Below are 19,909 nucleotides of genomic sequence, written 5' to 3'. Positions count from 1 at the left end.
CCTTTTCTTTCGAAGAGTTATCACATAAGTCTAAGTTTAGTTTGATTATCTATACATAAAGGGCCAAGCACTTGTGCTTGCCCCTTAAATTTATAAACATTATTACATATTTAATCCCGAATAAGCTTCTTCCCCATGCAGCGAGAGATCTAATCCTTCTGATTCTTGCTGTGAAGTAGCTCTTAAATTCATAAAGAGACTCATAACCTTAAGAATTACTAAAGTTGCAACAGCAGCATATAAAGCTGTCGCACCAGTTGATATTAAGTGAGCCTTTAAAAGAGCAAAGTTACCGTATATTGCCCCGTCTGCACCTGCTGGATTAATTGCTTTTGATGCAAAAATAGCTGTAGCTATGGATCCCCAAATACCTGCAACACCATGGCATCCAAATGCATCTAAAGCATCGTCATATCCTAACTTTCTCTTTAATACTGCTATTGCAAAGAAACTTAACGCTCCCCCAACTAATCCAATAAATACAGCCGAAATAGGGGCTACATAACCTGCACCTTGAGTTATTGCAACAAGTCCTGCTATGGCTCCACTGATTGTTCCTAAAGCAGTAGGTTTTTTGTAAAGTAACCATTCGCAAGCTACCCAAGCTACTGCTCCTGCAGCTGCTGAAGTATTTGTAGTGAAAAATGCATTAACCGCTACATAATTTACAGCAAGAGCGCTACCTGCATTAAATCCAAACCATCCGAACCATAAAAGTCCGCCTCCAAGTATTGCCATAGGTATATGGTGTGGTTCTGGAACTGCTTTTTTTCTTTTACCAACGAAGATTGCAGCAACAAGTCCTGAAATACCTGAATTTATCTCAACAGGATGTCCACCTGCAAAATCAAGCACTCCTAAATTCTTTAACCATCCATTAGTTCCCCATACCCAGTGAGCTATAGGTGAATAAACAAGTGTACTCCATAAAATAATCAATATTATAAAAGCTGGAAAGTTCATACGTTCAGCAACAGAACCTGAAATAACAGCTGCCGTAATTGCAGCAAACATTAATTGAAATACTACAAATTCTAAATGAGGAATTGTACCTGCATAATCTGCATTAGGAGCTATCCCTACATTTCGTAAAAAGCTCCAATCAAGTCCACCTATTACACCATTAATATCTGGCCCAAACGCTAAAGTATAGCCAATAAAAATCCATTGTATAGATATAACAATAAGTGCTGCATAACTATGTACTGTAATACTTAAAACATTCTTACTTCTTACCATTCCTCCATAAAATAGAGCTAAACCTGGTACCATTAGCATAACTAATGCAGCGCAAATAATTACAAATCCCATATCCGCACCATTAAACATTTCCATCTTTTTATTCCTCCTTGAATAATTATTAAATTGTTAACTTTTAATTATGTTTTAAAATCATTGTTTAATAAAAAAAACGTCTCCACTTCAAAAAGGTATCTCTATCATCAGACATATCTTTCTTTTTGAAATGAAAACGCCATTGTTTTCTAAAATTTAATTCAATTTTTATTTTACTTTTATAAGTTTACCTTGCTACCTTTTACATGTCAATATAAAACGAAAAAAATTTTTAACACTTTTCTTTTTATGAATATTCTTTTTCATTATATTTATAAAAAAATAAACTGCAAATAAAAACACTCTTATCTCATTAAAGAAATAAGAGCATTTCAATATAGTTCTGCTATAGGAAAATAACCATGTCATATTGATGATCAACACAACACATTATCCCCTATTCCCTCCTGAAAATCCTTTTCCAGGGTTAATATCTAACACAACACGTTCAGGTTTTACAATTGAAACTTCATGTCTGCATTTCCATATGTTGTCTTCAGTAATTCCTTCTACTGTATTCAAATTATCAGCTGCATCCTGATTATCAAAAATATAGTATCCGTAAGAATATAGCAAATTTGAAATTTGATCAGGATCTAAGTTTTTGAAATGACATTGTAAATCACACAAACCTACCGCTGATAGCCCTAATGTATCCATGATATACTCATCTTTCATTCCCTGAGCCTTAAACAATCTTACATTTAATATGCCTAGCAAAAGATCATAATCATCATTTGATGGATTATTTTCTAAGTAATCCTCCCTGCTTATGAATTGCTCTGTTAGATGAAAATGAATTCCCTCACATGGCATTAATTCAACAATAGCATAAAGTGCTTTTTGAAAAAGTTCTATTCTTTTTGTATACTCTAAGCCAATAGCCATTACATCAGTTACTAAAACTCTATATTTACATTCCTCAATTGCTTCTTTATTATTAAAATTCAATGATTGACCTAATGAATTTCTCAATTTTTCTTCATCTGGTTTATCATAAATCACACTGATTATTATTGAAACTGGAGCACTTATATTTTTGTACTCTAACACATAATCATTAAACGCAAATGTAGTATTGTTATCTTGCTTTGCCACAAGTTCCACATTACTACAATATTTATTTATATTTGCTAATAATTCCTTTTCAAATATAATTGGATTTTCTTTCATATAAAGTTCTACACTATATGTCTCTGCAAAGACATCAGGACCATTCACTAATTTTTCTTTATTTTTTTCTGTATATTTCTTCATTTATGACTCCCCCTATTTTTTACTTCGTAATATATTTTTTATTTGAAATTTTAGGAAATAAATTTATTTCACCGCTAATATAAAAAAGCCGCCTCAAAACATAAAATTTTGAGACAGCTTTGTCTATTAAATATTGAATTAATTATAGCACAACATTTAATAATATGGTAGATATAAATTTTTCTTTAGAACATAAACAGCATATAACTTAAATTTAAGTTATATGTTTAACCCTTACATTTTATTGAGACATTTAGTTGTAGGGCCTTCTATCCATTTTCCTTCATAGTCATATCTTGATCCATGACAAGGACAATCCCAGGTTAATTCATCAGCATTCCAGTGAACTTCACAACCTAGATGAGCGCACTTTGTATATACAGTATGCACCTTGCCATCATTATCTTTGTATACTCCTACCTTTTCACCTTTATATTCTATTATTCCGCCATGTCCATTTTCAATATTTCCTAAATGTTCTTCTGGAATATTTATTCTTTGAGCAATAAAATTCTTCACAGTTTTTACTATATCATTAGCTGCATTTTTCATTGATGCTGACAGATCAAATCGTTTTGGTGAAAAGATTTCTGAAAAATCATTTTTATTTCCTAGAATCATATCGCTTATTATCATTGCTGATACCATGGAACTTGTCATTCCCCATTTATTAAATCCTGTTGCTACATAAACATTTGGCATTTTACTTGAATAATGTCCTATGTACGGAATATTATCTAAAGTGATGCAATCCTGAGCTGACCAGTGATATCTTTCCACTGAATTTGGGTAATATTTTTTTGCTGCTTCCCTTAATTTTTCGTATGCTAGCCCCTCTTCATTTTCACCTGCTCTTTGTGATACTCCGCCAAATAACAATAAATTCTCATAATTTCTAAAAGAATATGTACCTTGATTATTACCTATATACATCCCACCTACATCTTGAGCATTTTCTAATGCTAAAACATAGGATCTTTCTTGATGCATTCTCATAAAATAATATCCTGGAGTGTTTAAAAATGGATAGTGAGTTGTTACTACTATGTGATTTGCTTTTATTTCCCCATTTTCAGTAATTACTAAATTATCTTTAATATCTTTTGCTGTGGTATTTTCATAAATAGTCAATTTTTCAGATATAGGCTTTAAGAATTTTAATGGATTAAATTGAGCCTGATCTTTGAACTTTAGCGCTGCTTTAACCTCAATTGGAAGATTCACTTCGCTTAACATTTCTGCATCTATTCCTAACTTTTTGACAGCCTCATACTCATCTTCTAACTCTTCTATCTTATTCAATGTATATACATAAGCGTCCTTTCCTTCAAAGTTACACTCTATCTTTTCTTCATCAATTATTTCCCTATACCTTTGAATTGCAAGTTCATTTGCCTTAGCATATTGCCTTGCTTTTCCCTCTCCAAATTCCTTTATTAGCTTGTTGTAAATTATATCATGCTGTGAAGTTATCTTAGCTGTTGTGTTCTTTGTAATCCCGCTGCAGATACTTCTAGCTTCAATAATTACTACATCTCTTCCGCTTTTATTTAACATATACCCTGTTAATAGCCCTGCTATCCCTGCCCCTATAATAATAACATCACATTCTATATTCTTATTTAAAGACTCTCTTCTTCTAAAATTAATATTATTAATCCAAACACTTTCCATAAAATTCACCTCAAGATTATTATTCCATTTCTTTTATAATCTACACATACTTATAAAAAAATCTAAAGCTGAATTTTGAAGCCTTACTTGGTATAGATCCTTCACAGATAATTTCGTAAATTCATAACATGGATAGTATCATTAAAATTATATAAGGAGAATTTAATGACTTTAGAATTAAGAAATAAAATTGACTTTGATAAACTTCCAAAGAGATTTCCACCCCGGCATCAAGACCGGCAGCCTGGAATTGAGGAATTAATGGACCCACCCCCTATATTTGATAATCCTAATTATAAGGGTAGTGATAAATTAAGAAATAAAGTTGCATTAATTACAGGTGGTGACAGCGGAATTGGAAGAGCCACCGCGATTGCTTTTGCAAAAGAGGGGGCGGATGTTGCTATTTCTTATTTATATGAGCACCAAGATGCTATGAAGACTAAGAGATATGTTGAAAAGTACGGAGGACAATGTTTATTAATGCCTGGAGACATATCCAATAAAAACTTCTGCTCAAAACTAGTTGAGTGTACAATCGATAAATTAGGCGGCATAGATATATTAATAAATAATGCCGGCGTTCAATTTCCCCAGGATAGTATCGAGAAAATATCTGATTGTCAATTAAAAACAACATATTCAATTAATATATTTCCTATGTTTTATCTCACACAAGCTGCACTCCCTCACATGAAAAGAGGCAGCACCATTGTAAATACTGCCTCAGTTACTGCCTATGAAGGCCATAAGACATTAATTGATTATTCTTCAACTAAAGGAGCAATCGTAACCTTCACCCGTTCTTTATCCAAATCCTTAGTCGACAGAGGAATTAGGGTTAATGCCGTAGCTCCAGGCCCAATTTGGACTCCTCTTATAGTATCTAGCTTTTCCGCAGAGGAAGTTGCCAAATTCGGATCTGACGTCCCTATGAAAAGAGCTGGTCAGCCATTTGAGCTTGCTCCTGCATATGTTTATTTAGCTTCAGAAGATTCATCCTACGTCACTGGACAAGTGCTTCATGTAAATGGCGGGACTATGGTAAGCAGCTAAAAAATAAACAGGTAATCATTTCGATTACCTGTTATCAATAAATTCAATACTCCAGTTAAAGTATCCAGTTTCCTCGTTCTTTTGGTACTTAAAGTAAGCTGAGAATGTATTTCCTTTCTTACTTTTAAGATTTCTAAATCCTACTTTTCCGTTTTTAAGTAAAAGCTCAACCATTTCTTTAGATATTTTCTTACCAAAGGATGCTATGTATTTGTCATCTTTCCAAATTGTATATTTGCATCCATTTTTCCAGTTGCTGCACCCAAAGCTCTTTTCCCCTTCAAGTACTGGATTTCCACATACTGGACATGGCCCTATATTTTCACTATCTTTAGGAATTTCTACTTTAAACCTTGATAGTGCACCATCATCTTTTTTTATTAATTCAACAGAACTAATAGTAAAATCTACTATTAGCTTTATAAAGTCACTTTTAGCAAATTTACCTTTCTCAATATCAGAAAGAGTCTTTTCCAATCTTCCTGTATACTCCAAGTCAAATAATTCTTTTACCGGAAAAGTTTCTACTAAATTTCTGCCAAGTTCTGTACACATAAGGTTTTTACCTTTTGTCTTTAGGTATCCTATATCCTTTAATTTCTTTATTGTTTCTGCACGAGTTGCTGGTGTTCCTATACTATAACCACTCAGAATAGCCTGCATCATTTCTTCTGAATCTTCTTTACCCTCAATACCTTTTCCGCAGGTTTCCATAACTCTAAGCAATGTTTTTTCAGTATGATATTTAGGCGGCTTCTTAGTAACAGCATTTACCTTTGAATCTACAATATCTACAGTTTCGTCTATTTTAACTTTTGGCAGAATTACATCTTTACTTTCTATTTTCTCTACTACTTTCCATCCCTCTACAAGCTTTACTTTTCCTTTTGAAACAAAAACTCCATTCATGTCTAAAATATTAGCTTTTAATGTAACTTTCGTTTCTTCAAATTCAGCTATAGGCATGAACTGCATTATAAATCTATTTTTAATAGCATCATATACTATTTTTTCATCTGCAGATAACCCTGATGGCTTTATATACGTTGGTGTTATGGCACTATGGCTTTCAACTTTAGAGCTGTCAAAGATTCTTTTAGATGTACTAAACTTAATATCTTTTTCATATGGTAATCCAGCTTTTAACGTATCTAAAACCTTTTTTGCTCTATCTTTTAAACTTTCTTCTAAGACAACACTGGCTGTTCTCGGATAAGTAGTAAGCTTCTTTTCATAAAGAGATTGCGCCACCTTAAGAACCTTATCTGATGTCCACCCTTTATACTTACTAGTTATATGCCCTTGTAAATTAGATAAGTTAAATAAGTATGGTGGATATTCTTTTTTTAATTCTGTCTGCTTGTCAATAATCTTAGCCGTTGCTCCTTCAAGCATAGGGATAAACTTATCCAAATCTTCCTTTTTCTCAAATTTTTCAGAATCATTCTCATAATAAAGTCCCTCAAATTCTTCATTGGTAGAAGTTTTGAAGTTTGACACTAATTTATAATAAGTTGTTGCTGTAAAGTTCTCTATTTCTATATCTCTATCATAAATAATCTTCAAAGTTGGAAGAAGCACTCTGCCTATATTAATAGTTTTATTTTCTTCGAATTTATATTTTAATGTACTTACAGAAGTTAAATTGATTCCAATGATCCAGTCACTCCATTGTCTTCCTATTCCAGCATCTTGAAGAGGCTGCATTTCCTTATTGTTCTTTAATGATTCCATACCGCCTTTAACTTCATCAGGTGTCCACTCATTTAAAAGTAATCTATATATAGGCTTTCCTACCTTAAAATAATCAAATAATTCGTCAGCTATAACCTGCCCTTCGCGGTCAAAGTCAGTAGCTGAAATAATTCCATCAACATCTTCCTTATCAATTAAAGTCTTTATTATTCCGAGCTGCTTCTTTGCACCTTTATCTTCAATAGTTCTATCTACACTATCACATTTTACCTTATACAAAAAATGCTCTGGAATAAAAGGAAACTTTTCAAATCTCCAACCTTTCATACTTTCATCATAGTCTTTCGCATCATATAGCTGCAAAAGATGCCCAAACGCCCATGTAATATAATAACCATTTCCTTCAAAATAGCCATCTCTTCTAGCTTTTATATTATATGCATCTGCTATATTCTTAGCAACAGATGGTTTTTCCGCAATAATAACCTTCGCCATGATATATTTCTTATCCTCCTTTAGTTATTACTTTTAGCATTATATATATTAACACTAATCCCAAAATAAAACCAGTTTAAAGTTGCTAATCAATTATAAAGGTATTGTACATTACTTAAAGTGATGCAATGAACAACCGAAGTAGAATACATATATGTTCCTCAGGACTATGAAAAATTTCGCTGAGCATACCTAAACGAAAAGTTGCACCACTCTTGCATGTTCCTGTGACAAGCACAGGACAAGCAAAAGTAGAACAACTTCTCGTTAAGATATGCAGCAGCTTATTTTTCAATGCCTGCTCCACATATATGTATTCTACTTCTTTGTTTTGCGACCAGTTCAAGTATTCCACAGATACTTCACTAAAAATTATATTTACATTGTATTAGCAATCTCAAATATCCTTCATTAAAAGTATTGCTAACCTGAAAAATATAAAAATACTTGCTTAAGTATACAGTGTTTTAAAGTTATACTAAACAAAGAAATGGACTATATGTTTTGCGAAGTGTTCGTAAGAAGATTTTTGCTGGTAGTAATTCTTAGAATATAAGTTGTTACATCTGTACTTGTCACAGGTACATGTGGTTGCAACTTACCATTTAGATATGCTTTGCCTTAAATTTATTACTAAACAAAGAAATGGAATATATATTTTTGCGTAGTTCTTCTGGTTGTGATTCTAGATTATAAGTTGTTCCAAATGTGCTTGTTCAAAGCGTAGTCTTTGAATCAAGCATTTTGGGCACAACTTATAATCTTAGAATCACCCAGAAAATCTTCCCAGAACCGGAGCAAACATATATATTCCATTTCGGTTGTTTTGCGATAACTTTAAAGATCAACTCTATTTCTTCTTTCACCTCTGTTGTATGCGCTTATATTTTCAAGTAAATCTGTGAATAGTCTATTTCTAGCTTCTTCACTAGCCCATGCCACGTGTGGTGTTAATACTAATCTATCTTTATTTTTAATTCTTAATAAAGGACTGTCAAATGGTATTGGTTCTTCTCTGAAAACATCTAAAGCTGCTCCGCCTATTATTTCTTCATCTAAAGCCCTAGCTAAATCTTCATCTACTATAATAGGACCTCTTCCAACATTAATGACAATCGTATTTTTCTTCATTTTAGTGAAGGTCTCATAGTTTATTAACCCTTCGGTCTTCTCGTTTAAAGGTGCATGTATTGAAATAACATCGCATTGCTTTAATAGTGAATCAAATTCTACTCTTGCAAAATCCGAATCTTCATTTTTACCTGAAGTAGAGTAATATACAACTCTTGCGCCAAAAGCCTGAGCTATTCTCGCTACTCTTTTACCGATATTTCCAAGACCAATTATTCCCCATATCTTACCGCATAAGTCTTTGTATTGCAATTCTAAATTGGTGAACATTTCATGCCTAGAATATTCTCCCGACTTAACAAAATTATCAAAATAACTTATATTATCATAAAGGTGAAGTAACATTGCAAATGTATGCTGAGCTACTGTTGTAGTAGAATATCCTTTAACGTTAGTTACTGCAATGTTTCTTTCTTTTGCATAATCAATATCAATATTATTATAGCCTGTGGCTGCTTCACATATTAACTCTAGGTTTCGTGCATCTTTCATATTTTTCCTGGTTAGCTTAACTTTGTTTGTTAATACAATATTAGCATCTCTTATTCTTTCAGCAACATCTTCTTCCGCAGTTAAATCATAATAAATTACTTGACCAAATTCATTTAACTTAATATAATCTACATTCCCTAAAGTTTTACCATCCAATACTACTATTTTCTTCATATTTAATCCCCTTTCATAATTTTTGGACCTTTAAATTTACTATATACAATTAAAAAGAAATTCATAAGAATTTCTTTTTGTAAAGACACCCAGTATCATAATCTCTTTTCTTAAACAATACTTCAAAATAATATATCATAAGTAAACTGAATTACTAACTCAAAAATAAACTTATATTTCGATTAACTAAAATTTAGTAATATTCAAAATTTTAGTTATAAATATTGCTACTTTTGCACCAATTTTCTATATTAATAATACCTCAAATAAAATTAAATGTAAACTTATACCGTTTCATTTTTCCAATAAAATACAACAAAAAAACAACCGAAAGAGAATACATATATGTTCCTCAGGTCTATGAAAAATTTCGCTGAGCATATCTAAATAAAAAGTTACACCACTTCTGCACGCTCCTGCGACAAGTACAAGACAAGCAAAAAAACTTTAGAGTTCAAAGCAATGTAGCACATTCATATATCAAAATAAAAGACTTAAAAATAGAGATCTAATGTATGCATGATATATGTGATATTCTGTAAATTATGTTATAATAAGTGTTATTAAAAACTATAGTTTAATTAACAGTAGTAAAATTTTGCCAAGTAATTTATGTAATATTGAGTAGGGGTATTATATTAAGTTAAATAGTAAAAATAAATCGCGTGTTAGTAATATAAATTAGGGGGGGATAGAACAAATGGACAAACAATATTTTATAAAAACTGCCGAGGACTTTGTTGAGCATTCACTAGATAACTATATAACAAAGGAAATAGCAATTTCGGAAAATGTTATAGGAATGAAAATTTTTGATGCTCCAATTTTTACATTTGGTTCTGCGGCTGATGAGCACTTTACGTTATTGAAACAACCATCAGCAATTGGGAAACACTTCATGCTTCCAAAAGAATGGTTACCACAATCCATGACAGTGATATCATTTTTTTTACCATTTAGCGAAGCAGTTAAAAAAGGAAATAGAAGGACTATGTCATGGCCTTCTGAAGAATGGCTTCATGGACGTATTGAAGGCCAGAGTTTGGTAAATAAGTTGTGTATACATTTAAAGTCCGAATTGATGAATGCAGGATATAATAGTGTCATACCTACTTTAGATGGAAGGTTCTGGTCAAATTCTGATCACCCAAATCATGAAGAAAAATTTACAAGCAATTGGTCTGAAAGACATGCTGCTTTTATATGTGGACTTGGAACATTCGGGCTTTCTAAAGGACTTATAACGCAAAAAGGTATATCTGGAAGACTAGGTAGCATTATTACAGAATTATATTTATCACCTGATAAGAGAGAATACGAAAATATATATGAATACTGTTCAATGTGCGGTAAATGCGTAAAAAATTGTCCAGCCAATGCAATATCCATAGAAAATGGGAAAAATCATATTATATGTTCTAAATTTTTGGACAAAACAATGGAAAAACATAAGCCCAGATATGGTTGCGGAAAATGTCAGATAGATGTACCTTGTGAATCTAGAATACCTAAACAGCATAATGTAATATAAATATTATATTTATATTAATTAGTACGCATCTTTCATATATTGAGCATTATAGATGGAGAATCTCACCTATAATTTTTAAGGCTATATTTCAACAGTATATTGAAACATAGCCAATTTTTTATCTTTTATCACATAATACCAAACATAATGTTGCTATTGGCCCCAAAAATAACGATAGTAAAAACCAATTCATTCCAGACCTATTTTTCCCCTGTGCAATTCCTGCGTTAATCAACGCTAAGGTTCCAAATCCAACATAAAATTCTTTACTCATATTATTTATTCCCTCCATCATTTATAATATTAAAAGTTGTTCCAATTAGGCTTGTCATCAGCTTATTTACCCCTTTAAATATGCATACTATATCAGAAAGGGAGTAAACTCTTTTATTGCAGTGTTGCATTTAGTATATTGCTGTAGGATTTCTTCATTAGAAGTTGTTCCACTTATGCTTGTAGTCTTTGCCTCATATAGACAAAGCGACTTTGAAATATATATCACCAGAAAGATAAGGTACTCTTTTCCGCAGTGTTGCATTGAAAAAATGATTGTAGGTATTTCTTCAGTAAAAGTTGTTCCATTTAGACTTGTCATCAGCTTGACTGGGGAACAAGTCCAAATGGTGCTACTTTTACTGTTAGAAATCCACAATTATTTTTTCCAGCAACCGAGGAACAGAGTACCTTATCTTTCGGTTATTAATCTATTTAATAGGCGCAGGCTTTATATACCATATTTCATCGGCATATTGTTTTATAGTTCTATCACTTGAGAATATTCCTGAACTATAAAGGTTAGCGAAACATTTTTGAGCCCATTTCTTTTTGTCTTTGTAATCTTCAAAAACTTGCTCTTGTGATTTTTTAAATAGCTCAAAATCTGCTAACACATAATATTGGTCTCTTTCTTCTAATAATGCATTATATAAATCTTCGAAATAGCCCGTTCTTCCATCATCCAAAGTGCCATTTATTAGTGTGTCCACTACTCTTTTAATACTTGGATTTTCTCTATAATACCATTTAGGGTCATACGAGTGTTTTATTTTCTCAATGTCCTCAACTCTTAGGCCAAAAATATAATTGTTGTGCTCTCCACTTTCTTGAACAATTTCTATATTTGCTCCATCGTAAGTTCCAAAGGTAGGTGTTGCATTAAGCATGAACTTCATATTACCTGTTCCTGAAGCTTCTTTCCCTGCTGTAGAAATTTGCTTAGATAAATCTGATCCTGGGAACAGCTTTTGTGCATATGATACTTTGTAGTTATGCACAAAGACAACCTTAATCTTTTTAGATACCTCTGAATCATTATCTATAAATCTAGCGATTTCATTTATAAACTTAACAATACCTTTAGCTCTTCTGTATCCTGGAAATGCTTTAGCTCCAAATATGAATGTTGTTTTTGGTATATCCAAATCTGGGTTTTCTTTAATTCTATAATATAAGTCTAGAATATATAAAGCATTTAATAATTGTCTTTTATATTCATGTAATCTTTTGATTTGAATATCAAAAAACGAATTTGGATCTATGATTATCCCTTCTTCTTGCTTAATGTACTCTGCCAATTGAACTTTCTTTTCATGCTTAATTGACATAAGTCTTTCAAGAACCTTATCATCATTTTTATATTTCTCAAGGCCTTTAAGCAGCTCTAGGTTTTTAACCCAATCTTCATTTCCTAATAAATCTGTTATAAGCTCTGATAATTCAGCATTACAAAGTCTAAGCCACCTTCTTGGTGTAATTCCATTAGTCTTATTTTGAAATTTGTTAGGATATAAGTGATACCAATGGTTTAATTCAGTTTTCTTTAAAATTTCTGTATGAAGGGCAGCAACTCCATTTACAGCTCTTCCTACATATATAGCTAAATTAGCCATTCTCATTTGATCATTTGCAATAATTTTAAAGTTCCAAATCGCTCCTTCATCATAACTTCTTTGTCTTAATTCATTCACTAAAGCTTCATCAACTTTATATGCTATTTGCAGTATTCTTGGGAATAACCTATCTATTAATCTAATATCCCATTTTTCTAGAGCTTCTGCCAATATAGTATGATTTGTATAACCAAAGAATTCTTTTGCAATTGCTAATGCACTTGAGAATTCAACGTGTTCCTCATCAATTAATATTCTTATAAATTCAAGAATTGATATTGTTGGGTGAGTATCATTTAATTGCGCCACATTATATTTTGCAAATTCTGAAAAATCACTTCCGAATTTAGCTTTATGCTTCTTTATGATATCTTTCATCGATGCACTAGAGAAGAAATATTGTTGTCTAAGCCTTAATATTTTTCCTGCTTCTGCCGTATCGTTTGGATATAATACTCTTGATATATCTTCTGCCTTATTTCTTGCAGATACTGCTTCAATATATTGTTGGTTGTTAAACAAATTAAAATCAAATTCCCTTAAAGCCTCACATTGCCATAATCTTAATGTGTTAATATTTTTAGTACCGTACCCTATTATTGGCACATCATAAGGAACTGCTTTTACTGTCATATCAGAATAATTTATTATTTGGATGTCATTATCTTTTCTAATACTCCACGCTTCCCCATATTTAAGCCATGTATCTTCACACTCAGTTTGGAATCCATTTTCTATATTTTGCTTAAATAAACCATTGCTATATCTTATCCCATATCCAACTAGAGGCATATCTAAAGTTGCAGCTGATTCTACAAAACATGCTGCAAGTCTTCCAAGTCCTCCATTTCCTAGCCCTGCATCCTCTTCTATTTCTTCAATTCTATTTAAATCTATATTTAATTCGCTTAAAACATCCTTAACTTCATCATATACCCCTAAGTTCATCAAATTGTTACCCAGGGCTCTGCCCATTAGATATTCTGCTGACAAATAGTAAGCCATTCTTCCTTTACTATAAGTTTCAGTAGTTGTATTCCAATTATCTATTATTTCCTCCAAAACTGTTAACGAAACCGCATTAAAGATTTCATAATCCTTAGCATCCTTCAGTTTTATCCCGTGTTTAACTTTTAAGTATCTTTCAATCCCCTCTTTTATTCTCTGTTTTTCCATGACTACTCACACCTTCCATAAATTCTAGTTAATCTATATATCTTATTTGCCAACTCATCAGTAAAAACATCATCTTTTGCTCTCCAACACCAGTTATTCCCTATTGTTGAAGGCAGATTAGTTCTTGCTTCATTTCCAAGATTTAAAAAATCCTGCATTAGCCCAATGGAAGTATTCGCCACACTACTCCATATTCCCCTTATAAATCCCCAGTTGTACCCTTCTTCTTTTGTCAATTTTAAATACTCAATTGCATTTTCGACTTCGTATTTTTCCCCTGTTTTTTCAACCCAGCCTCTAATTGTGTCATTATCATGAGTTCCTGTATAAGCTACACAATTTTTTTCATAATTATGAGGTAAATAAAAATTTTGGCTACCTCCAGAAAATGCAAACTGCAGTACTTTCATCCCCGGATAGCCTGTACTCTTTCTAAACTTCACAGTTTCTTCAGTTAATATTCCTAAATCTTCAGCAATAATATTTACATCTCCAAGCTCTCTCTTTATTGCATCAAATAATTTCATTTCAGGACCTTTTACCCATTTTCCATTTTCAGCTGTTTTTTCTCCATAAGGTATTGACCAATATGATTCAAAACCTCTGAAGTGATCTATTCGTATAACATCATAAAGCTTTAAACTCTGTTTAATTCTACTTATCCACCATTCATAACCTGTCTTCTCAAGATAATCCCAGTTATAAATAGGATTCCCCCAAAGCTGCCCAGTTGCAGAAAATGCATCAGGCGGGCATCCAGCTATTTTATATGGCTTTAATGTTTTATCTTCTACTAAAAATACTTTTGGATTGCTCCATAAATCAGCACTATCTTCAGATACATATATTGGTATGTCTCCGATAAATCTTATTCCAAGACCATTAACATACTTCTTTAAGCTATTCCACTGCTTAAAAAATTCATACTGAAGGAATTTCCAATACTTAATTTCATCCAAAAGTTCCACCTTGTATTTATTTAAGCATTCTTCTTCTCTTAACTTAATATTCCCATCCCATGTTTGAAAACTTTTTAAATCAAATTTAGCTTTTATCGCCATAAACATCGAGTAATCATCAAGCCAGAAAGCTTCTTTCTCTTTAAACTCATCAAAATCATTATTTTTAAGCTTTTTAAAATTTTCATATGCAAGTCGTAAAACTTTCATTTTTTCCTTGAATAATAGCTCATAGTTTATCCATTCTGGATTATCTCCATAATTTATTTCATTATAATCTTCCTTCTTCAATAACTTTTCCTCTTCAAGAAGATTAAAATCAATAAAATATGGATTCCCAGCAAATGCTGAAAATGACTGATAAGGCGAATCCCCATAACTTGTCTGACCTAAAGGGAGTATCTGCCAATACTTTTGCCCAGATTTTTTCAGAAAATCTGCAAATTCAAATGCTGATTTCCCAAATGTCCCAATCCCATACTTTCCTGGCAGAGATGCAATATGCATAATAATCCCGCTTCCTCTTTCCATTCTCATTCCTCCACCCTTAAGATTTATCTGATGTCTAGCCACTGTAACACCCCCTTTTCTTTAAGTGGGGGATAACAGTGGCAAGACCCTAGACGGCGTACCCCTTGAGGGTATAAGTTCAACTAAGACTCAGATGGAGATCAACCCCCACCTGAATCAAGTTTCACTTGATCACAAATTAGTAGTCGAATCTCTTTCTATTAATTTTGTATCTAATAATATGTGTTTATTTCCCTCTTCACCATTAATTTGTGATATCAATAGATCTATACTCATTTTTGCCATTAGTTTTTGAGGCTGTTTCACTGTTGTGAGACTTGGATTATAGTATTCACTTTCATCCATTCCATCAAACCCTACTATTGATATATCTTTAGGAATGCTTAATCCACTATCAAGGATTGCTTTGGCCGCACCCATGGCCATTATATCTGAAAGAGCAAAAATTGCTGTTATATCTTTTCTTTGCTTTAATAATTCTATAGTTTCCTTATATGCCCCTTTACTTGAGTATCCCCCACTTACAATTAAGCTATTGTCTACTCCTATTCCCTTTTCTTCTAGGGCTTTTTTATATCCTTCTAAACGCCATAGACTTACACCCATATCATTTGCTTCACCTAAAATTAGTGCTATATTTTTATGCTCTTTATTTATAAGATATATTGTTGCGTCGTATGCACTTTTAATATTATCTATACCAATAGAAGAGTAATATTCCTTCCCCTGTTTTGAAACAGTATTTACTGAAGTTAATACTATGGGTACATTTATTTCTTTAAAGCTATCATTAGTAATATCTATAAAATTTCCACCTAAGCATATAACACCCTGAAGCCTCTTTTCTTTAATAAAAGCTATGAGTGTATCAACTTCTTGATAAATATTATAATCATTTTGGCGTACTATCATTGTATATCCATTCTCATTAATAATATTCCCTATGACATTAGTCATTTGAGAAAAGAAAGGATTAAATACACCTTTGACTAAAATGCCTATATTTTTTGTATTATTTTGTTTAAGTATTCTAGCACTATTATTAGGTATGTAATTACTCTCTTTAATTATTTCCACAATCTTTTGTCTTGTACTTTCTTTTACATCTGGATGATTATTAAGTACTCTTGAAACTGTACTAACCCCAACTTGAGCTAACTTTGCTATATCCTTTATATTCATACTTTTCTCCTGTAATACTATTAAACCCATATTAATCTCGGCATCGTTACCGTAATATCCATATGGTTTTTAGTAGATTTATTCACTTTTCTTAAAAGGTACATCTGATATAAGCATATAATATTATATTCGTTTTTATTCCAATAATGTTTATGCCTTCACATTTCTTTTAACATGCTTAATAACATTTTAACAAACCTTGAATTTTTATACAATCATGCATGCCTTCAAAATTTTATAGATATCAAGCATATAACTTAGACTTATGTGGTAATTTAAAGTTTTAGCAAATTTGTAAATATGTTTATCTAATAAGTATAGATTTTAATTTAGATATATATCCAAATTAAAATCTATACTTATTAGATAATGAATCGAAGAAGAGGTCTGTGTTAACCGATTGCTAGAAAAAATAATTGTGAATATATGTAAACATAGTGTTGAAAAATAAGCTAAAAAATTATAGGTGGAATTTTCCACCTATAATGCTCAATATATGAAAGTTACAAATTAACTTATATCCAATTAATAAATTCAAATTTGTCAAACTCAGGAAATCCGCTTGTCAGTATTTTAACCATCATACATCCTTCTTTTCATATTACTTAATTTCGTTGTTTCTTATAGATATCCATAGTTAATTTATCTTTTTTGATTCCAAATAAAGAAAGCCATTTTAAATAAAGCTGCATCATTAAATTTTCTAATATCATAGCCTGTATACTTTTGAATTTTGTCTAATCTATAGATTAATGTATTTCTATGAACATATAACTCTTTTGATGCTTCACTTAAGTTTAAATCTAACTTAAAGAAAACCTCTATTGTCTTTATCATATCTTCATCTAATTTTGACAATCCATTATTAAAATTATTCAATACTTTTTCTCTAGTTTCCTCACTTAAACTATCCATAATTTTTTCAAACAAAAGACTATTTTGACTAAATATCATTGAAGATAAATTATATTTTTTTCCTAAACTAATTTTATATATATTTTCATTATATAACTCATTTATGGAATCATAATCTTTAATAGTGCAATAACTTATATAACACTTTTCATAAAGCGAAAGTACTATTGTTTCACTAATACTTGATACATGTTCATTTATATCTTCAAAGTTTCCAATAAGAATAATATTATCCTCATAGTTTAATATTATAATATCTGTATCATTATAAATATTTTTCAAAACCTCTAGTGCTTCAATGAGTTTTTCATTTAAAGTCATTGTGATTAAAAATGTATCTTCTTTTATTTGAGGCATCACTTCTTTTATTTTCTCTTTTGGTATACTCAAATTTTGCAATAATTGAGTTATAATTTTTTCTTTTTTGTTATAATCCTCTTGGTATCTATCTTTAATACAAAATTCTAATATCTTCATAGAATTCTTGTTCTTTTCTTCAATTCTTATAGCAAATTTCTTTGCTCCAATCAAAAATGTATCTTCAACTAAATTCTCCTCAAGTAAATCAGGATTAGCCTTAAACATTATTTCGTCGTCTATATAAACTTCAAACGGTATTTCGCAATTTTCATATATTTCTTGTAGATATTTTACTAATCCCTTCATTCTCTCACCTCAATTATAATTTATCCGATAGCTAGCATCCGTAACATGGTAAATAACAGCTGACATTCCTAAACTAAGTACCCCCTTAGGGTAGCACTCAACTAGGATTCAGATGCGAATCAAACCCACCTCAGTCAGGGGGCACTTGATTACATGTTTAGTTATTAAGATACTCCCATCCAAATAGATGGGAGTATAAGCTGAGTGATATTTATCACTACTGAACTATTAAAATTTCTAGTTATATTCTAACATATTCTTAATTCTGTTTCTTTATCAAAAACATGAATATTTTCATTTTGAACATATAATTTAATTTTACCCTTAGGTTCACATTTAGTGCTTCCATCAACTCTTGCTGTCATATTGTTATTTCCTGATTTGAAATAAATATAACTTTCTGCTCCCATACGTTCAACAACTTCTACTTCTCCTGAAAGTGTTGCAGCTGGATTTTGTTCAATAATTTCTTCATTATCGTCTAAGTGTTCTGGTCTCATACCAAATACAACTTCTTTATTCACATATCCTTTATCTTTTAATACCTTAGCTTTTTCTTCTGGTAATAAAATGTTATTTTCTTCAAAACTGCAGTAAATTTTTCCGTCTTTTTCTACAACAGTACCATTTACTAAGTTCATTTGAGGGCTTCCTATAAAGCTTGCAACAAATAAATTATTTGGTGTATTGTATATGTTAAGTGGAGAATCAACTTGTTGAACTAAACCATCTTTCATTACAACAATTCTAGTACCCATTGTTAAAGCTTCAACTTGGTCATGAGTAACATATATAAATGTTGTTCCTAAACTTTGATAAAGTTTTGATATTTCAGTTCTCATTTGAACTCTTAATTTTGCATCAAGGTTTGATAAAGGCTCGTCCATTAAGAATACCTTTGGTTCTCTAACAATAGCACGTCCAAGCGCAACTCTTTGTCTTTGACCTCCTGATAAAGCCTTTGGTTTTCTTTCTAATAAATGTTCTATATCTAATCTCTTAGCTGCTTCTCTAACTTTTTTATCTATTTCATCTTTTGGCGCTTTTCTTAATTTTAATGCAAACGCCATATTATCATATACTGTCATATGTGGATATAACGCATAGTTTTGGAAAACCATTGCTATGTCTCTTTCCTTAGGTTCTACGTCATTAACTAATTTTCCACCTATATATAATTCACCCTTAGAAATTTCTTCAAGACCTGCGATCATTCTTAAAGTTGTTGATTTTCCGCATCCTGATGGACCAACGAAAACTATAAATTCTTTATCTTCAATTTCTAAGTTGAAATCCTTAACCGCTGTTACATCCCCTTCATAAATTTTATAAATATGTCTTAGTGATAAATCTGCCATATCTATTTCCTCCCTTTATCTTTATATAATTTTCATACTTAAACTTCTTATCTCTGCTACAATTACATTTTACTATATGTAATCCTTTAGATGCTATATTGAGAATTTACAAAACTCTATTAGCTTTTTTGTGAAATAATATAAAAGGGTAAAATACTTTTATTTTAGACTTATGTAACAACCGCCGAAAGAGAAGATGCTCTGTTACTCGGTTGCTAGAAAAAATAATTGTGGATTTGTGAAACTCGACTCACTTGCGTTCGCTGAGTAAGTTCGATAGCCAAATCAAAGATTTGGATTCTCACTTAACAGCAAAAGTTGCACCAGTCAAGCTAATGACAAGCTTAACTGGAACAACTTTTACTGCTAGAAATCCATAGCTGGTTTCTCTCG

General features: G+C 31.4%; 13 protein-coding genes. 2 read left to right on the top strand and 11 right to left on the bottom strand.

The window, feature by feature from the left end; all coding sequences use genetic code 11:
* Positions 1 to 102: 102 nt before the first annotated feature.
* The 3 genes from D2A34_RS06025 to D2A34_RS06015 all read right to left on the bottom strand — a co-directional run bounded on the left by D2A34_RS06025 (position 103) and on the right by D2A34_RS06015 (position 4,266).
* Positions 103 to 1,335, bottom strand: coding sequence for an ammonium transporter (locus D2A34_RS06025; protein ID WP_119366031.1), 1,233 nt, complete (start codon positions 1,333 to 1,335; stop codon positions 103 to 105).
* Between the two features lie 390 nt (positions 1,336 to 1,725).
* A complete protein-coding gene (locus D2A34_RS06020; RefSeq protein WP_079441230.1) occupies positions 1,726 to 2,592 on the bottom strand; it encodes a DUF4261 domain-containing protein in 867 nt (288 codons plus the stop codon).
* A gap of 234 nt (positions 2,593 to 2,826) precedes the next feature.
* A complete protein-coding gene (locus tag D2A34_RS06015; protein ID WP_079441231.1) occupies positions 2,827 to 4,266 on the bottom strand; it encodes an FAD-dependent oxidoreductase in 1,440 nt (479 codons plus the stop codon).
* A 165-nt stretch (positions 4,267 to 4,431) separates the two neighbouring features.
* Between D2A34_RS06015 and D2A34_RS06010 the strand changes: the two genes are divergently transcribed.
* The gene (locus D2A34_RS06010; RefSeq protein ID WP_119366030.1) at positions 4,432 to 5,322 is read left to right on the top strand and encodes an SDR family oxidoreductase; all 891 of its coding nucleotides are present in this window, start codon (positions 4,432 to 4,434) and stop codon (positions 5,320 to 5,322) included.
* A 24-nt stretch (positions 5,323 to 5,346) separates the two neighbouring features.
* Here D2A34_RS06010 and D2A34_RS06005 read toward each other — a convergent pair whose 3' ends face one another.
* Positions 5,347 to 7,512, bottom strand: coding sequence for a type IA DNA topoisomerase (locus D2A34_RS06005; protein ID WP_119366029.1), 2,166 nt, complete (start codon positions 7,510 to 7,512; stop codon positions 5,347 to 5,349).
* A gap of 837 nt (positions 7,513 to 8,349) precedes the next feature.
* Positions 8,350 to 9,309 (bottom strand): D-2-hydroxyacid dehydrogenase, encoded by a 960-nt coding sequence (locus D2A34_RS06000; RefSeq protein WP_079441238.1) that lies wholly within the window; start codon positions 9,307 to 9,309, stop codon positions 8,350 to 8,352.
* Between the two features lie 700 nt (positions 9,310 to 10,009).
* On the opposite strand from D2A34_RS06000, the gene D2A34_RS05995 reads away from it, so the two are divergent.
* Positions 10,010 to 10,840, top strand: coding sequence for a DUF362 domain-containing protein (locus tag D2A34_RS05995; RefSeq protein WP_119366028.1), 831 nt, complete (start codon positions 10,010 to 10,012; stop codon positions 10,838 to 10,840).
* 118 nt (positions 10,841 to 10,958) lie between these two features.
* On the opposite strand, the gene D2A34_RS26575 is transcribed toward D2A34_RS05995, so the two are convergent.
* The 6 genes from D2A34_RS26575 to D2A34_RS05970 form a co-directional block, all read right to left on the bottom strand.
* Positions 10,959 to 11,114: a hypothetical protein gene (locus tag D2A34_RS26575; protein WP_169896840.1), complete on the bottom strand. Its 156-nt coding sequence runs from the start codon at positions 11,112 to 11,114 to the stop codon at positions 10,959 to 10,961.
* A 430-nt stretch (positions 11,115 to 11,544) separates the two neighbouring features.
* Positions 11,545 to 13,905 (bottom strand): glycogen/starch/alpha-glucan phosphorylase, encoded by a 2,361-nt coding sequence (locus tag D2A34_RS05990; RefSeq protein WP_119366027.1) that lies wholly within the window; start codon positions 13,903 to 13,905, stop codon positions 11,545 to 11,547.
* A 2-nt stretch (positions 13,906 to 13,907) separates the two neighbouring features.
* Complete coding sequence (gene malQ / locus D2A34_RS05985) at positions 13,908 to 15,395, bottom strand: 4-alpha-glucanotransferase (RefSeq protein ID WP_119366650.1); 1,488 nt, start codon at positions 15,393 to 15,395, stop codon at positions 13,908 to 13,910.
* Between the two features lie 171 nt (positions 15,396 to 15,566).
* On the bottom strand, positions 15,567 to 16,577 hold the full coding sequence (locus D2A34_RS05980) for a LacI family DNA-binding transcriptional regulator (protein WP_119366026.1): 1,011 nt from the start codon (positions 16,575 to 16,577) through the stop codon (positions 15,567 to 15,569).
* Positions 16,578 to 17,219: 642 nt separating this feature from the next.
* Positions 17,220 to 18,158, bottom strand: a complete 939-nt coding sequence (locus D2A34_RS05975; protein ID WP_119366025.1) for a PucR family transcriptional regulator — start codon at positions 18,156 to 18,158, stop codon at positions 17,220 to 17,222.
* Positions 18,159 to 18,406: 248 nt separating this feature from the next.
* On the bottom strand, positions 18,407 to 19,516 hold the full coding sequence (locus D2A34_RS05970; RefSeq protein WP_079441243.1) for an ABC transporter ATP-binding protein: 1,110 nt from the start codon (positions 19,514 to 19,516) through the stop codon (positions 18,407 to 18,409).
* Between the last annotated feature and the right edge of the window lie 393 nt (positions 19,517 to 19,909).

The sequence above is a fragment of the Clostridium chromiireducens genome (assembly GCF_003575225.1).
GTDB lineage: Bacteria > Bacillota > Clostridia > Clostridiales > Clostridiaceae > Clostridium > Clostridium chromiireducens.
The sequence above is the reverse complement of the archived record's forward strand: the minus strand, read 5'-3'. Positions and strand labels throughout refer to the sequence as shown.

Coding starts and splice junctions, on each gene's coding strand:
- D2A34_RS06020 (WP_079441230.1), bottom strand. CDS start 2,592: ATGAAGAAATATACAGAAAAAAATAAAGAAAAATTAGTGAATGGTCCT.
- D2A34_RS06000 (WP_079441238.1), bottom strand. CDS start 9,309: ATGAAGAAAATAGTAGTATTGGATGGTAAAACTTTAGGGAATGTAGAT.
- D2A34_RS05995 (WP_119366028.1), top strand. CDS start 10,010: ATGGACAAACAATATTTTATAAAAACTGCCGAGGACTTTGTTGAGCAT.
- D2A34_RS26575 (WP_169896840.1), bottom strand. CDS start 11,114: ATGAGTAAAGAATTTTATGTTGGATTTGGAACCTTAGCGTTGATTAAC.
- D2A34_RS05990 (WP_119366027.1), bottom strand. CDS start 13,905: ATGGAAAAACAGAGAATAAAAGAGGGGATTGAAAGATACTTAAAAGTT.
- D2A34_RS06005 (WP_119366029.1), bottom strand. CDS start 7,512: ATGGCGAAGGTTATTATTGCGGAAAAACCATCTGTTGCTAAGAATATA.
- D2A34_RS05980 (WP_119366026.1), bottom strand. CDS start 16,577: ATGAATATAAAGGATATAGCAAAGTTAGCTCAAGTTGGGGTTAGTACA.
- D2A34_RS06010 (WP_119366030.1), top strand. CDS start 4,432: ATGACTTTAGAATTAAGAAATAAAATTGACTTTGATAAACTTCCAAAG.
- malQ (WP_119366650.1), bottom strand. CDS start 15,395: ATGGAAAGAGGAAGCGGGATTATTATGCATATTGCATCTCTGCCAGGA.
- D2A34_RS05975 (WP_119366025.1), bottom strand. CDS start 18,158: ATGAAGGGATTAGTAAAATATCTACAAGAAATATATGAAAATTGCGAA.
- D2A34_RS05970 (WP_079441243.1), bottom strand. CDS start 19,516: ATGGCAGATTTATCACTAAGACATATTTATAAAATTTATGAAGGGGAT.
- D2A34_RS06025 (WP_119366031.1), bottom strand. CDS start 1,335: ATGGAAATGTTTAATGGTGCGGATATGGGATTTGTAATTATTTGCGCT.
- D2A34_RS06015 (WP_079441231.1), bottom strand. CDS start 4,266: ATGGAAAGTGTTTGGATTAATAATATTAATTTTAGAAGAAGAGAGTCT.